The following is a 14,429-nucleotide window of genomic DNA, read 5'->3' on the forward strand; positions in this document are numbered from 1 at the left end:
TTCAGATGCAAACGATTGATGATCTGGATTTGCTGCGGTACGTAGCCGGCGGTGACGGTGACGGCGGTGGGGACGGAGATGGTGATGGCGACGGCGGCGGTTACGGCGATGGCGATGGGGACGGCGATGGTGACGGTGATGGCGATTCTGGCGAAGCGTCAGCTACGTGCACTGCCGCAACCGCATTGGCAGACGGAGGCTACCAGAGCGCCGACAATGCTGCGGTCGGTGCATCCGAAGGCCAGGTTGCCGCTTTGGCAGACGCCATCGGTAAGGGAATTGGCATCGATGGGGACCTAGGTAATGCCGAAATGGCGGGTTATGAAGCTGCGCAACAAGGTCTGTCTTTGGGGCAAGCCGAAAGCGCAAACCTTAGTTCATTCCAAAGCCACACGCTTGGTTTCGTGGCCGGGTATGTCGCAGGCGCTGTCGCGCGTGGGGTGGGATATGGCGGCGGTGGTGGTGGTCACAACCACTAAGAAATATCCCTGACGTGCAGGCTTTGAATTCTCGATAAATCGAATTTGTTGCCTGATCGATGAACGATAGTGGATGCCTGGTCCCGCGACTGGACGCCGTTTTCGTCATCGTTGCCGCATAAAACAAACGTTGTTTCAGTCGAACTGTGTTCAATGAAACCAGAAAAAGATTTCCCGCATGCCTTCATCGATCTTGCAAAGTTGGGCCGAACCGACTGGCAGGCGATAGCGTTGACTATTCTGATTCTTGCTTGCGTCATCGCCGTGAGCACACTCGGCGCTTTGTTGTTGCCCATTCCGGGAATGCCCGCATATCGGTCACTGTATTTCGAACATTTTAGTATCCTTGCGGCCTTTAATTCTTTGCTTCTTGACGCGGGAAGTCCGGTCGGCGTTTTCGGATTCTGGCTCGCATGCAAATTTGCTCTGCGACGCCCGTTCCGTTCCCTGATTTCAATCGATTTGAAGTTCCGTGTCCGGCGCTTTTTGCTCGGCGCGGCACTGTACCAGCTTGCCTTCATGGTCGGTGTCGCGGCCATGTGGCTGTATGCTGGACTGCGCTTCGATATATGGACATCTCCGATTGGGCATTTCCAGCTTCCGAAGACTGATCCGAATGTAAACCCGATTCTGAAAGTGTCACTTGCACTAATTACGCTGCTCGGCATCGCCTTTCTCGCATTCGGAGAAGAACTGTATATGCGTGGCTGGATGACGCAGACCATTGGGCAATATATTCGCATCCCGGTCGTAGTCGTGGTATTAGTGGCCGTTTTGTTCGCCATGTTTCACACGCAGTATAAATGGCCGGTGAAGATTGAAATGTTCTTTTGTGCGCTTGGGTTTTCCGCCTTGAGTCTGCGGGATCGACGGCTTGAGCTTGCGGTCGGGGCGCACTCAATGATGAACATTTGGGTGACGCTGACACCGATGTTTTTCACGGGCTCACATTCCAATACGCATATCTTGATCCCGGATGCAATTGTTTTCGCGTTGATAAAAGGTGCGCTGCCCTTCGCGCTGATGTACTGGTTCCTGCAAAAGACGAAAGGATGGTTCGCGCCGGTTGGCGAAAGTCTACCGCATATCGAAAATGCTGTTTCAGCAGAGCATTGCTCATGAAAATAAAATCCTATTCCTTCATCGATCTAGCCAAGTTAGGGCGAACCGACTGGCGCGCTGCTGTTTTGACCGTCTTTATCATCGCACTCCTGAGCATAATTTGTAATTGGAGCGTCCTGCTGCTCACGGGCGGCTCCCTTTACTTCAGAAATTACCATATCGCGGATGTAGTCAAGACTATCGTGCACGCTGCAACGGACCCGGTTATCTCTGTTTTCGGATTCTGGATCGCGTGCAGAAAGGTTCTGCGACGCCGGTTCCGCTCGCTGATTTCTGCTGATCTGACGTTCAGATTTCGGCGCTGTCTGCTTGGTGCTGCGTTGTACCTGCCCGTCAATGTGATCGGATATTTAACTATGGCGCTTTACTCATCGGCGCGATACGGCGCATGGATGTTTCCGTTCGGTCACTTCGAAGGAATTCACGGCGAACAGATTGTCAAACTAATAGGTGCGTTGATCAGTTTTCCGTTCCTCGCGTTCGCAGAGGAAGTGTATTTCCGGGGATGGCTGACGCAGACCATTGGGCAATATATACGCATGCCGTTTGTCGTCGTGGCAGTCGTGGCCGTGGCGTTCGCGGCCTACCATACGCAATACAACCTGCAACTGAAAATGGTGATGTTGTTTTCCTCACTCGGCTTTTCTGCACTGAGCTTGCGCGATCAGCGTCTTGAGCTTGCGGTCGGTGCGCACACGATGATGAACATATGTGCGGCGTTGCAGATACTGTTCTTAACGGGTCCGCTATCTCATATGCAGACTTCCGCAACGGTAACGACGTTCGACTGGTTTGCACTCGCCGTCATCAAAGGTGCGTTGCCCCTCGCGCTGATGTACTGGTTTCTCCAAAAAACAGGCGGATGGTTCGCGCCGACTGATACGCGCACGGCGAGCACTATTGCTGTTCAACCCGAACGCCTGTGAAGTTCATGACGCGAAACCTGGGGGCGCGCCCAATGAGCGATATCACAACCACTCCCAACGCCGAAGGGACTGAAGAAGCGGAACAGCCGCGCCAGAAAAGTAAGCGCGCGTTGCTGTTCCGTCCGGCTGCGCTCGAATATCGTCAGCATCAGTGGCTTGGTGAGGTCGTGCTGACCGGTTCCATGCGGCACCTCACGTCTAGCCTCGTGTTTTTTGGAATCGCGGTCGGCATCGTCCTGTTTCTGATTTTCGCTGACTACACGCGGAAAGAGGAAGTAGAGGGTCGAGTCATGATTGACAACGGCGCAGCGGAGATTTTCGCGCCCACGGTCGGCACCGTGGTCCGTGTGCTCGTCAGCGAGGGCGAAGCCGTCAAAGTCGGTCAGCCGCTGCTCGCGGTATCAACTGAACGAACAAGCGCAGCGGGAAATTCGAGGCAGCAGATAAGCGCGGAATTAAACGCCAGGCGATCCAGTCTCGAAAGCGACTCCCGGCACATAGAAAGCATTTTCGAACAGAACATAGCGATGCTCAAAGCGAAATCCATCGAACTGAGCGCAGGGGTGCAGCATCTGGATACGGAAATTATCACGCTAGAGGCGCGGTGCAGGTTGGCCGAAATCGACAGTGCCCGTTTCGCACAACTGCGGCATGACGATGTTGTATCGCAGTCTGAATACGAACAGCACGAGCAGACGATGCTGACCGGTCGCGCGCAACTCGAAGATCTGCGTAGGCAACGCACGGCGGCTCAGGCGGAACTGGCGCAAGTGAAGGCCGATCTTCGGAACGCGCCGTTGGACGAACATAATCAACTCGGAACCATTCAGCGGCAGATGCTCCAGGTTGACGGCGAACTTGCTGACAACGAATCGAACAGGGAAATCACCATCCCGGCGCAGATCGCGGGAACGGTAACGGCGCTGCTCGCCCGTCCTGGTCAGTCCGTGAATGGGTCAACGCCCTTGATGTCGCTTTTGCCGCAAGGTGGACGCCTTGACGTGAAGCTGTTTGCCCCTAGCAAAGCGGTTGGATTTGTCAAAGTCGGCGCGCCGGTTGAGTTGCGATACGAGGCATTTCCTTATCAGAAATTCGGTACATACGCGGGCAAGGTTACGCAGATCGCGCGCACTGCGTTGAGTCCGGCACAGCTACAGGCAGCGACGGAAACCGATGATCCTAACCGGTCTGAAAATCTTTATCAGATTACCGTTGCGCTCGATTCGCAGACCATCAATGCCTATGGTGAGGCGGTCCCGTTGCAGGACGGCATGCGCGTCGATGCAGACGTGGTGCTCGATACGCGCAAGCTGTATGAGTGGGTTCTGGAACCGCTCTACACGCTGACCCGGCGATCACCGTGATTCGGAATCACGTCAGTAGCACAGTCAACGTTTTCCCTTTTCTTTCCTGAGTCAACCATGCCACGCGAACTTCAGTTCGGCTTTCGCCGCAGCATTGACGTGCACTTGCAAACCGAAGCAACCGAATGCGGCCTGGCTTGCATGAGCATGATTGCAACGTTTCATGGATTCGATACGGACCTGGCAACGTTGCGGCGACGCTTTTCCCCTTCTCTGAAAGGGCTGACGCTGGTCGACCTGATTCGAATCGGCGCGACACTTGACCTTGCAGGGCGCGCAGTTCGGCTCGAACCTGAAGAACTACATTTGCTGCGGTTGCCGTGCATCCTGCATTGGGATTTCCGGCATTTTGTTGTCCTGGAGCGCGTTGGCCGCGAGCACGTGCTGTTGGTCGATCCGGCACTAGGTGCGCGGCGCATGTCGCTCAAAGAACTGTCGCTGCATTTCAGCGGCATGGCGCTTGAACTGGTTCCGACACCGGCGTTTCAGCCGCGTCGGGAACGGCAGGAAATCAACCTACGTAGCATGATGGGGCGCGCGACCGGTGTAGGACGCGGCTTGCTGAAAATCTTTCTGCTCGCGCTCGCACTCGAAGTGTTCAGCATCGTCGCGCCGTTCTATCCCGAATGGGTAACAGACCAGGCGATTACAACCGGGGATCGGCATTTGCTTGCCGTTCTGGCGCTCGGCTTCGGCCTGGTAATGGTGATCCACGTTGCGACCGAAGCAATGCGCGCGTGGGCCGTCACTACGTTCAGCACGCTCGTGAATGTTCAGTGGCTAGCCAACGTGTTTCGCCATCTGCTGAATCTGCCGCTTGATTACTTCGGCAAGCGGCACATTGGGGACATCGTTTCACGGTTCGACAGTGTGAACACGATCCAGCAGGCGCTCACGGTCGGCTTTGTGGAGTCGGTGCTCGATGGGCTCATGTCCATCGGCACTATCACAATCATGGTCGTCTACAACGCCCGATTGTCGCTTGTCAGCGTCGTCGCGGTCGTGCTCTATGCGATCTTGCGTGCCTGCATTTATGGCGCACTCAGGATGTCAAATCAGAAGCAGATCGTTTTTGCGGCTCGTGGCAAAAGCCTGCTGATGGAATCGGTTCGAGGCATCCAGAGCGTGCGGCTATTCGGCAAGGCTGAGGACCGGCTTGCGCGCTGGCTGAACATCGTTGTGAGTGAAAAGAACGCTGATTTGCGAACGCGTAGGCTCCAGTTGATAGCCGGGACAAGCAACCGTTTTATTTTCGGACTCGAAGCAATCCTGGTGACATATTTCGGCGCGGTAGCGGTCATTGAGCGTTCACTGTCACTCGGCATGTTGTTCGCATTTCTGTCTTATCGAGGTCAGTTCACTGCGCGTTTCACGGCGCTGATCGACAAGATTTACGAGCTACGAATTTTGAGGCTGCACGCGGCGCGCCTGGCTGACATCGTACTCACCACGCGGGAGCCGGAAGAAATAATGCGAGCGCCGGACAAGGATGAATTCGTGCCGACGCTTGAGGTTCGGAACCTGTCGTATGGTTACTCAAAGAACGGTCCCCGCATCGTGGATGATTTCGATTTGCGTGTCGAAGAAGGGGAAGCGGTTGCAATCGTTGGTCCTTCGGGGTGCGGAAAAACGACGCTGCTGAAGCTGCTTGCGGGCTTACTCGCGCCACATGGGGGCGAGGTCATCGCGGGCGGCATGCCGATTCGACAAATGGGCCTGGCAAATTATCGCTCGTTGGTTGGCGTCGTCATGCAGGAGGATCGGCTGTTTGCCGGGTCGATTGCGGAAAATATCAGTTTCTTCGATACGACGCCTGATTTTGCGTGGATCAGCGAGTGCGCAGAAATGGCGTCTGTGCATGCGGACATTCGCGCGATGCCGATGGGCTATTACACCTATATCGGGGATATGGGGTCCGCGCTATCCGCAGGGCAGCGACAGCGGGTCATGCTGGCACGCGCGCTTTACCGGCGACCGAAACTGTTGCTGCTCGATGAGGCGACAAGCCATCTGGACGTGAATAACGAGCGTGCCGTCAACGCGGCAATGCGCAAGCTGAATATCACCCGAATCATTGTGGCGCATCGTCCTGAAACCATCGCATCGGCTGATCGCGTAATCGACCTCGCACGCGTGAAGGATGCCGCGTGAAAAGAATTATCTGGTTGCGCCCAGTTGCATGCCGTCTTGCCCTCACAATGGCTTGCATCGCGCTCGTGGGCGTGCTGCTCGTCATTCCTGTGACTCATGCGCAAATCGATCCATTTTCGACACGTGCGGGTCTTGAAGATGTGTCGCCCGATTTAAACTGGATGGCTCGCGATACTGACGCCTGCAATGTCACAAGTCTGCACAATCCCGTTTCGATTTATGAGGCGGTCAGCCGTGCTTTGTGCAGCGATCCTACCGCGCGAGAAAGTTGGGCCAATATGCTGTTGAATTCGGCTCAGGTCGGTGTTGCGGAATCGGCATGGTTGCCGACACTCGATGCAAGCGGAACCCGTTCGCGTACAGTTCAGACGCAAACCGTATCAGGTCCGACATTTCCCGATGCAATAGGGCGCACCTCAGATCGTTACGCCGAACTTCGGCTGTCATGGGTCCTGTTCGACTTCGGGCAACGTGATGCCAATCTGGCGTACTACAAGGGGCTGCTAGACCTTTCCAAAGCTGCACACACGGAGACACTGCAATCCGTGTTCGGACAGGCTGCGGGGGCCTTCTATGCGGTCTGGACGGCAGAAAGCACGCTCGATGCAGCCGACGATGCCGAAAAGAATGCCGAACGGAGTTACCAGATAGCGCGACATCGGCATCTGGCAGGCGCAGGCACGCTCAATGATGAGCTACAGGCGAAAGCGGCATGGCAAGAGGCCATTTATGCGCGCGTTAATGCAGCAGGCACGTTCAAGACGGCGCAGGGCAACTTATGCGTGCGGATGGGAATTCCGGTTGAAACGGATATCCGGGTCGACGTCGATGCAGGCGTTCAGCCGGACGTGAAATTCACGTCCTCAGTTGCCGATCTGCTCGCGCTCGCGCAGGCCGCTAATCCGAAGCTGCGCGAGGCACACGCACAGATCGATGCCGACGAGGCAAACGCCAAACTTGCGCTCAGACGGGAATTGCCGACAATCTCCCTGTCCGGCACGCTCAGCAACGATAAGGCGCTTGGTGCATTTCCACGCGACACGCGTACCGGCAGCAGGTATATCGGAATTCAGATCAGCATTCCGATATTTGCGGGGTTTGGCGATGAGTACCATCGGCAGGCATCGGATGCGCAGGTCGATATTGACCGGGCGAGTCTGCACAAAGCGGAACTGGACGTTGCCGCGTCGGTGTGGCGAAGCTATCAGGATGTCGTAACGAAAACCGCCAATCTGGAGGTTGCTGCTGCGACCCAGGAAAGCGCGCAGGAAGCATACGATGTTGCGAGCAAACGTTATGGTGCGGGCGTTGGCGCGTTGCTCGATGTGTTGAACGCTCAGACTACGCTTGCGACTGCGCAACGTCAGGTGATCCAGTCACAAGCCGATTGGCGCGTTGCGCGCCTAGTGCTTGCTTTTGCAATCGGCACGCTCGATGGTCAGCGTTGGAATACGCACGCTGAAGCTCCATGAGAAAATTCCGTTTCTTGACGACTCCCCATCCTGACCGCTTCGTCACGCTCGACCGGAACCTGACGGCGTCGCAGGTGAAGGGGAAAGGTCTTGATCTTGTGCGCAAGGCTGCGGCCGCGGGCAATCCGGACGCGCTACTGTTTGCAGCCCGTCATGACGGAGCGTAAAGGCTGGACACAAAACAGTCCGTATGAATTCATCTATCCGGGCGGCTGGTCGGTCACCAACGGGATCATCAACGGCAAGTCACGCTGGACGCTGTTATGCGCCGGCGAGCAGTTCGGTGCTGCAGCACTGAACGGGCTGATGGTCGGCAAGCGCGGCGCAGTACACTGCCCGGCGATGCGGAGAAGAACACGATGAAACTCACTTCCGGAAAACTGCTCAGGCTCATGAAGCCAGGGCGCGCCTATCAGGCGGCCGAGCTGGCCAGGCACTTTGACACGTCGACGGCACACGTCAACGACATGCTGTGCACGCTGGTTGAAGACGGCCTTGTCCGGATGAACAGTCATTCATCGCGCATCATCCGCTTCGAGCGGCTTTCTTTCCGGCCAGAACCACCATCGCGGCCCACTGTCGGAACCGGGGTATCGACGAGTGCGTCGAGCCCGACGAGCGTCGCGACACATCCGGTGACCCGCCAGCTGCACGGCTCGCTGTGCGGCTACGAGGCGTCGCTCGCCAGCGTGCGCAGTCTTGCGATGCTCACGCGTCATGCACACTGAGGACAGACACCCATGCGCCTGATTGACCGGGATCACCCTGACAGGGTCAAGCGACCGCTCAGCGCTGAAGAGACCGCCGCGGTGCGCAGGTTCTGCGGCGCCGGGCAGGACGTCCAGCCCGCAGACGTTGAGCGCGTGCTGGCCATACTAGAAGAGATGCACGACGGGCGGCACGTCCGGCAATGGCTCGAGTGCGACTGCTGGCCGGGAGCCGCTACGCAACCGCGGTTGACGGCCCGGGTCCGCGAAGAGGGGCCGCGTCATTTTGTGCGCATGCATCGATACGGCGAGCATCGCTGCGCGCTGGCTTCCTTCCGCCAGCAGCCGGAGCCGGCGGACGAGCCGGACGATGACACTGCGCCGCCCGGTCGGCACAATCCGCTCAAGCCAGTCGGCGACGCGCTTGACTACCTTGATGACGGGCACGAGGGCGCGGCGCGTCCGGGAGGCTCGGGCGGTTCGGCCAGTGGGACCGGCGAAACGGGGCGGCGCCTGCCGCGCCTGGGTCGCATCATGCATACGTTGCTGGACGATGCCGGCTTTGCCACCGTCCACGTCGACGCGCTGAAGGAGACGACGAATTCGTGGGAACGCCTGAGGGCGTATGCAGACGCGGAAGCGATGAGTCCGGAACTGACCCTGGGGCAGGTGCTTTATACGGAACCGTGGACCAGCGTCAACGAGAAAATGGGCGCCATCGATGCGCTGCCATGGCCGGAGAAGAAAGCGCGCAGCGCGCTCCTGCTGTTTGTGGCCGACGAGATCCGCGACGGTGCCGCCATCAAGCGCACGCGCCTGGGCGAACGCATCGTACGTCCGGAGAAAGGCACCCGGGCCGGCGGGCGGGACCAGCGGCTCACGCTGCCACCGTACTGGGTGCTGGCCGTCGTCGATCGCGACCGGGAGGGCAACGCGCGATACCGCGAAGCATTCGCGCAGCACGCGTACTCGTTCCGGCAGCCAGTGCCGCTGGAAAGCCGGTACGAGCGCGTCACGCTCGAATGCCTGCTCCGGGTGATGGAGTGGGTCAGGACGCGCGGCGTCGAGGTGACGCTTGGCAAACCGCTGTTCGATCGCGAGGTGCGGCAGCCCGACGGTCCGAGCCTGTGGTGCCGGCCGGACTTCGAGCTCACGTTCCGGACGGCGGCATCCGCCGGTACAGCGTCGCGGCTGCATCGCATTGTCGTCGAAACGATGGGCGCGGATGAACCCGGATACCTGGAGCGCAAGTCGCGCACACACGGAATCATGAAGCAGCGCGGCATCCTGCTCGAACACGTGGTGGCCGACGACACGGAACAGCGCGAACGCGATGATGCGTTCTTCCGGCGGGTCGGTGCGAAAATCCTGCATCTTGCCGGTGTCCGGCGATCAACCGGGTAAGCGCGACTGGCCAGTCGTCCAATGAGGTTCTGAATGTCGGACCGGAATACACACCTGGCGCTACGCGTCATCGAGGCGCTGTCGATGATCGGACAGGCAGCCACGATTTATCTGCACGAGACGCGATCAGAGGCCCACACGCAGGACCAATACGGGATTCCAATAATATGCGCCTATCGCACCGAACGGGCGGCCAGAAACCTGTTGCGCGGCTCGGGCCTGTTGCTCGCATGTCTGCGTGACGATGTGTGGTTCATGCGCGATCTCGGGCCGACGAATTACGGGCGTGAATGGTTGCCTCGCGCCGACGTGCGCGCCGAACTAGGCCGCGACATCGAGTCCGCGATGACTTCCGACGATGGCGGTCCGGTTTACCCGGCAGCCATCGGTACAACCGCAATTTAACGACGGCCTCTACGAACGTACCCCTTTATGCACCGGGCTGATCTGCCCACAGGTGATCGAGCAGCTGGACAAGCCGTGTTCTAAGTTCCCTGCCATTCGTCACGACATGGCCCTGCTGCTGTATCCGGTCCAGCAAGGCAATCTGCTGCTCCAGCCGTCCGGCCGCCAGATTCCCGTCTTCGTCGGCTTCCTTCGCTTTGTCGTCCATCTTCTTCTCCGGCCATTTCTCCATCCGTCAGGTGAAAGTATAAATGACCGAGACGACAGCGTAAGAATACCGAAATTATTACCATATTCGCGTAGCATCGAGCTTCAGTCTCTACACCTTTTCCTCAGCATGGTGGTGGACAGCGCCTGCAGGTACCGCCGCAGGTCCGCCAGGCCGCCGGTGCAATGCGCATCCGTGCCGCGGCATGACGGTTAGTTGCGTTATTCCGATAAAAAAAGCCAGCGTCTGCCGCTGGCTGGAAAGTTCGGCTGTTATCGAGGGCCTGCCGAACCTGAGAGGCCTCCAGTGTAACGGCCGCCTGTTTTTTTCGATTGTGCGAATACCGACTATCCGCGCCTCATTTTTCGGACATCGGCTCCGACCATGATCCCTTACCTCCTGTCCCCACTGCTTCCGCTCACGAAAGGATCTCCACGTGTCCGCCGCCCGATCCGTAAGAAATCCGGATCCACACCCGCACGCTCGGCGGCCACGATCCAGTCAGGTTTATCACCGATGCCGTTCCAGGTTTCGCCGTGCACGTTCTGACGATGGGACGCTCGTCGAATCCCTTGTCTACAGGGCAGTCTCTCCTGCAACCGCGCCAACCTCCGACGGCACAACGTGTCCACCGAATTGCGAGCAAGGTGTGCAAGAACACTTTGAGGGGAAAAAGGTCCTGGTCTACGGCTTCCGCTAGCCGAGCGCCGGCTGGGTTCACGCTCGCTTGCCATGGCACTTTCCGTGAGGGCGCTGAACCCGATCCTGGGCGTAGGTTTTGCGCTGTTCGACGCCTGCGCCTTCTGCGAGATGATTGTGTCACTTCCCTGATCTATCCCGGTACGAAGGCGGCAGGTGCTCATATGGCGGACGCTGTCAATTGAACAAAACGCTGGCGTTTTCTGATGACATGAGCCGTCGATTGGCGCGGTTGATGAAACTTTCGTAAGCGCCCACTCGGCTATACGCAACGTCAATGGTTACCCTATGCTTGCTGATCATAGGCTTGAGTGGCCACAATTCCTCGATGTTCTGAGATTTTTAGTCGTTAGTCGAGCCTGAACGGAGCGCGGATAGTGGCGGATCGAATACGGGAGGACGCTTTCCGATAAAGCAACGCCCGAGGCCGCGAATCGATACGCGGCGCGACGAAGAATGCGACCACGCCAGTGGCCGGCGCGCGGTGAGCCGCGTCAGACTGAGCTTTCACGCTCCATGCGCTGGTCATCAGCGCCGCGGCGCAGCGTCTGCTGTGCCTTCAGATAGCGTGTGAGCTCGGCGTTAGTCACGAAGCTCGCGGCGGAGGAGGCCGCAAGAATGTCCTTGGCCTCTTGCGGTTTCGCTATCACGAAACCCTGCACGTAGTCGACGCCCAGTTCATTCAGCGCGCGCAAGGTCTCGAGGTCTTCGACCCATTCAGCAATGCTGCGCATGCCGAGATTGCGTGCGAGGGTAATGATCGCCTCGACGATCGCGATGTCGGCCGGATGGTTACACATCGTGCGCACAAATTCGCCGTCGATTTTTAGTGCATCGGCCGACAGCTTCTTCAGGTAGCGTAACGAGGTCTGCCCCGCGCCGAAATCGTCGATCGCGATCTTTGCGCCCATGTCGTGCACCCGCGCGATGAAGCGCTCCGTATGTTCCAGATCGTGCAGCGCGACGCTTTCGGTGATTTCGATGCACAGGTAATGGATGACGTCCTCGTGACGCGAGAACAGCGCGAACAGCTCGTCGAGGAATTGTTCGTCGTTGAGCGAACCGCCGCTCAGGTTCACGCACACGAAGCGCGTGGTGGAGAGCGACGCGCGATTGTCCCTGAGCCATGCGAGCGTCGTTGTGAGCACCCAGCGGTCGATCGCGGTGATGGTGCCGGAGTCCTCCGCGGCCGCGATCAGCTTCGCGGCGGTCGCCACCGCGCCGTTCGGCATGCGCAGGCGCAGCAGCACTTCGAAGTCGAGCGCTTCTGCCGGCGCGCGCATCGACATGATCGGCTGCATCACGAGGAACAGTCCCTCGGGCAAGCGGCTCTGTCCCAGCGCCTCGATCAGACTGATCTCGGCGGCGCGCTCCTCGAAGGCCGGCGCGCCCTTGCGCAGTGCGACGAGCCGCGCATTGCCGCCACGTTTCGCGGCGCGACACGCGCGGTCTGCATAGGCGAGGGCGTCGAGGACCCGTTCACCTTGCGAGCACTCGACTACGCCGATCGATCCTCTGATCTGGAACGCCCGCGTATCGACATGAACCGGTGCGGAGTTCAACGCCGTGACGAGTTCACGGCAGCGCGCGATCGCATCGTCGATCGCCATGTTCGCGAGCACGCACACGAATTCGTCGCCGCCGATGCGCCCGATCGGCACGTCGGCGCCGAGACGCTCGACGAGGCGCGCAGCGACGTGCCGCAGTATTTCGTCGCCGGTCCCATGGCCGAACAAGTCGTTTAACAGCTTGAAGCGGTCGAGGTCGAGATACGCGAGTGCCCATGGGCCGCTTTCGCCGCTTTGCCGGCCGATCGCATGCTCGATGCCGCGACGGTTCAGGAGGCCGGTGAGGGGATCGTGTTCAGCCAGGAAGTGCAGCCGCTCCACGGCTTTCGAGCGGTCCGTCACGTCCTCGAGCGAACCTTCGATGAAGCCGTTCGCGCGAATTGCCCGCAACGAGTAGCGCCTAGCCTCTGTCTTCGTGCCGGCTGTGCCCTCGATTTCGATCGACGCCGAGTCGTCGCGCTCCAGCAGTTCGCACAGCGCGCGCTCGGCGCCCGGGGCGAAATAGTCGGCCCAGCGACGCGTACCCTGGTGCTGTTGAGGCAGGCCCAGCATCGAGTGCAGCGCCGGATTGGCGCGGACGAAAGCGCTGTCTCCGTTCAGCGTGAAGAGGCCGATCGGCGTGACGTCATACGTGTTGCGCAGTTCGACCTGCATTTGCCGGCGGCGTTCGCGCTCTTCGCGCATCCGCTCCGCAATAGCGAACGCACAAAGCATGCTCGACGAAAGCGCCGTCACCACGGGGCTCAGCGCGCCCGCCAGCGCCTTCACGCCGAGCGCGGCGGCGAGGACTTGCGACAGCGTAGCGAACAGCACGATGGCCATTGAGGCGACGTACCAGAGTACGGTGCGCGAGCGCGCCTTGATGAACAACTGTACGAGGAAGTAAGTCAGCACCAGTATGCAGAAGCTGGCGCATGCCCACAGCACCGGAATGAAGTGCGCGTAACTGAGCGTGAATGCGGCGACCATCAGCAGGCAGCCGCCGTACCGCACGGCGTGCAGGCTCCAGCGCAGGCCGATTGCTTTCAGCTCGCGGCGAAACAGCTCCACAAAGAGCGTCGTGGTCAGCACGTAATAGGAAGCGAACGTGAATTCCCGCAAAAGCGCGATATGGTCGGGCGGGATGAGCCAGCCCATCCATTCGGTATCGAAGCCCATTGCGTTGGCGCTCAACCGGAGGTTGCCGACGAGCCAGGCCGCAAAGATCACGTAAGTCCATTCGTGATTGATGATTGCCGTCACAAACACGAAGATCGCGAGCGTCAGCAGGCCGCCGGTGATCAGCGACGTGCTCTGGTTGAAGTCGAGGGCGGATACCTCGAGCTTGTCGGCGTTCGTTGCGGATGCGGTGATATACGCGGGTCCGGAAAAGGTGCCCTGACACAGAATCTGGGCAGGAGGAGCGTGCTCGTCGAGCCTGAGCGCAAAGCCGGCCTTGTTGGGACGCATCTCGCCGCTCGTGCCGTGGCGGTCGGCGGTGCCGAGCAGCGTCAGGGCGGGGTCGGCCCGCCAGCATGAGAGCGTCTGCGCGTGCCGTGACGGCAGGTCGACGAATGTGGGGCCTTCACCGGCGAGAGCAGGCGCGGTGAGCATGAACCAGAACGGCGTTTCGGCGAGATGGGTACTGAAACGTGCAGTGGGCGAAGAATCGCGCAGGCGGGCGATGGCGGTGGCGGGTGACAGTGCCGCCGACGGATCCGCAATCACAGGAAAGCTGAGCGTGACCGTTCCCGTCGTATCGAATTGGCGCGGTGCCCAGAGCATGACTGCGATGCTGCCGAGCACGATCACAAATGGCGCGACGTATACCGAGAATCGATGGAAAGCCCAGCCGGTCAGTCGATCCCGCACCGCCCACTTAACGCGTGTCATTTGCTGCCCTTCCCCAATGACTTCATTCTCGATTTCATTGCAATGCTGCGAT

Annotated in this window: 13 protein-coding genes; 11 read left to right on the plus strand and 2 right to left on the minus strand. The window is 59.2% G+C overall.

Going from position 1 to position 14,429, the window contains the following annotated elements; all coding sequences use genetic code 11:
* Positions 1-5: 5 nt before the first annotated feature.
* The 11 genes from B0G76_RS42220 to B0G76_RS42260 all read left to right on the plus strand — a co-directional run bounded on the left by B0G76_RS42220 (position 6) and on the right by B0G76_RS42260 (position 10,030).
* Complete coding sequence (locus B0G76_RS42220; protein ID WP_120298620.1) at positions 6-479, plus strand: hypothetical protein; 474 nt, start codon at positions 6-8, stop codon at positions 477-479.
* Positions 480-548: 69 nt separating this feature from the next.
* Positions 549-1,601, plus strand: a complete 1,053-nt coding sequence (locus tag B0G76_RS42225; protein ID WP_147394171.1) for a CPBP family intramembrane glutamic endopeptidase — start codon at positions 549-551, stop codon at positions 1,599-1,601.
* A complete protein-coding gene (locus B0G76_RS42230) occupies positions 1,598-2,527 on the plus strand; it encodes a type II CAAX prenyl endopeptidase Rce1 family protein (RefSeq protein ID WP_183082340.1) in 930 nt (309 codons plus the stop codon). The genes B0G76_RS42225 and B0G76_RS42230 overlap by 4 nt, the downstream gene beginning before the upstream one ends.
* Positions 2,528-2,559: 32 nt before the next feature.
* A complete protein-coding gene (locus B0G76_RS42235) occupies positions 2,560-3,891 on the plus strand; it encodes an HlyD family secretion protein (RefSeq protein ID WP_183082341.1) in 1,332 nt (443 codons plus the stop codon).
* 57 nt (positions 3,892-3,948) lie between these two features.
* Complete coding sequence (locus tag B0G76_RS42240; protein WP_120298624.1) at positions 3,949-6,042, plus strand: peptidase domain-containing ABC transporter; 2,094 nt, start codon at positions 3,949-3,951, stop codon at positions 6,040-6,042.
* 65 nt (positions 6,043-6,107) lie between these two features.
* The gene (locus B0G76_RS42245) at positions 6,108-7,514 is read left to right on the plus strand and encodes a TolC family protein (RefSeq protein WP_183082342.1); all 1,407 of its coding nucleotides are present in this window, start codon (positions 6,108-6,110) and stop codon (positions 7,512-7,514) included.
* Positions 7,511-7,681, plus strand: coding sequence for a hypothetical protein (locus B0G76_RS43255; RefSeq protein WP_183082343.1), 171 nt, complete (start codon positions 7,511-7,513; stop codon positions 7,679-7,681). The genes B0G76_RS42245 and B0G76_RS43255 overlap by 4 nt, the downstream gene beginning before the upstream one ends.
* Positions 7,668-7,877 (plus strand): hypothetical protein, encoded by a 210-nt coding sequence (locus B0G76_RS44495; RefSeq protein ID WP_259461012.1) that lies wholly within the window; start codon positions 7,668-7,670, stop codon positions 7,875-7,877. The genes B0G76_RS43255 and B0G76_RS44495 overlap by 14 nt, the downstream gene beginning before the upstream one ends.
* Positions 7,874-8,242: a hypothetical protein gene (locus B0G76_RS42250; protein ID WP_259461013.1), complete on the plus strand. Its 369-nt coding sequence runs from the start codon at positions 7,874-7,876 to the stop codon at positions 8,240-8,242. Before B0G76_RS44495 ends, B0G76_RS42250 begins: the two co-directional genes overlap by 4 nt.
* A 12-nt stretch (positions 8,243-8,254) precedes the next feature.
* Positions 8,255-9,625, plus strand: coding sequence for a hypothetical protein (locus tag B0G76_RS42255; protein ID WP_120298626.1), 1,371 nt, complete (start codon positions 8,255-8,257; stop codon positions 9,623-9,625).
* Positions 9,626-9,658: 33 nt separating this feature from the next.
* Positions 9,659-10,030, plus strand: a complete 372-nt coding sequence (locus B0G76_RS42260; protein ID WP_120298627.1) for a hypothetical protein — start codon at positions 9,659-9,661, stop codon at positions 10,028-10,030.
* A gap of 25 nt (positions 10,031-10,055) precedes the next feature.
* Here the strand turns inward: B0G76_RS42260 and B0G76_RS42265 are convergent, their stop codons facing one another.
* Together B0G76_RS42265 and B0G76_RS42275 are read right to left on the minus strand one after the other, a co-directional pair.
* Positions 10,056-10,238: a hypothetical protein gene (locus B0G76_RS42265; RefSeq protein ID WP_147394174.1), complete on the minus strand. Its 183-nt coding sequence runs from the start codon at positions 10,236-10,238 to the stop codon at positions 10,056-10,058.
* Positions 10,239-11,431: 1,193 nt separating this feature from the next.
* Positions 11,432-14,377, minus strand: a complete 2,946-nt coding sequence (locus tag B0G76_RS42275) for a bifunctional diguanylate cyclase/phosphodiesterase (protein WP_120298630.1) — start codon at positions 14,375-14,377, stop codon at positions 11,432-11,434.
* Positions 14,378-14,429 lie beyond the last annotated feature (52 nt).

Source organism: Paraburkholderia sp. BL23I1N1 (genome assembly GCF_003610295.1).
In the GTDB taxonomy this organism is placed as follows: Bacteria; Pseudomonadota; Gammaproteobacteria; order Burkholderiales; family Burkholderiaceae; genus Paraburkholderia.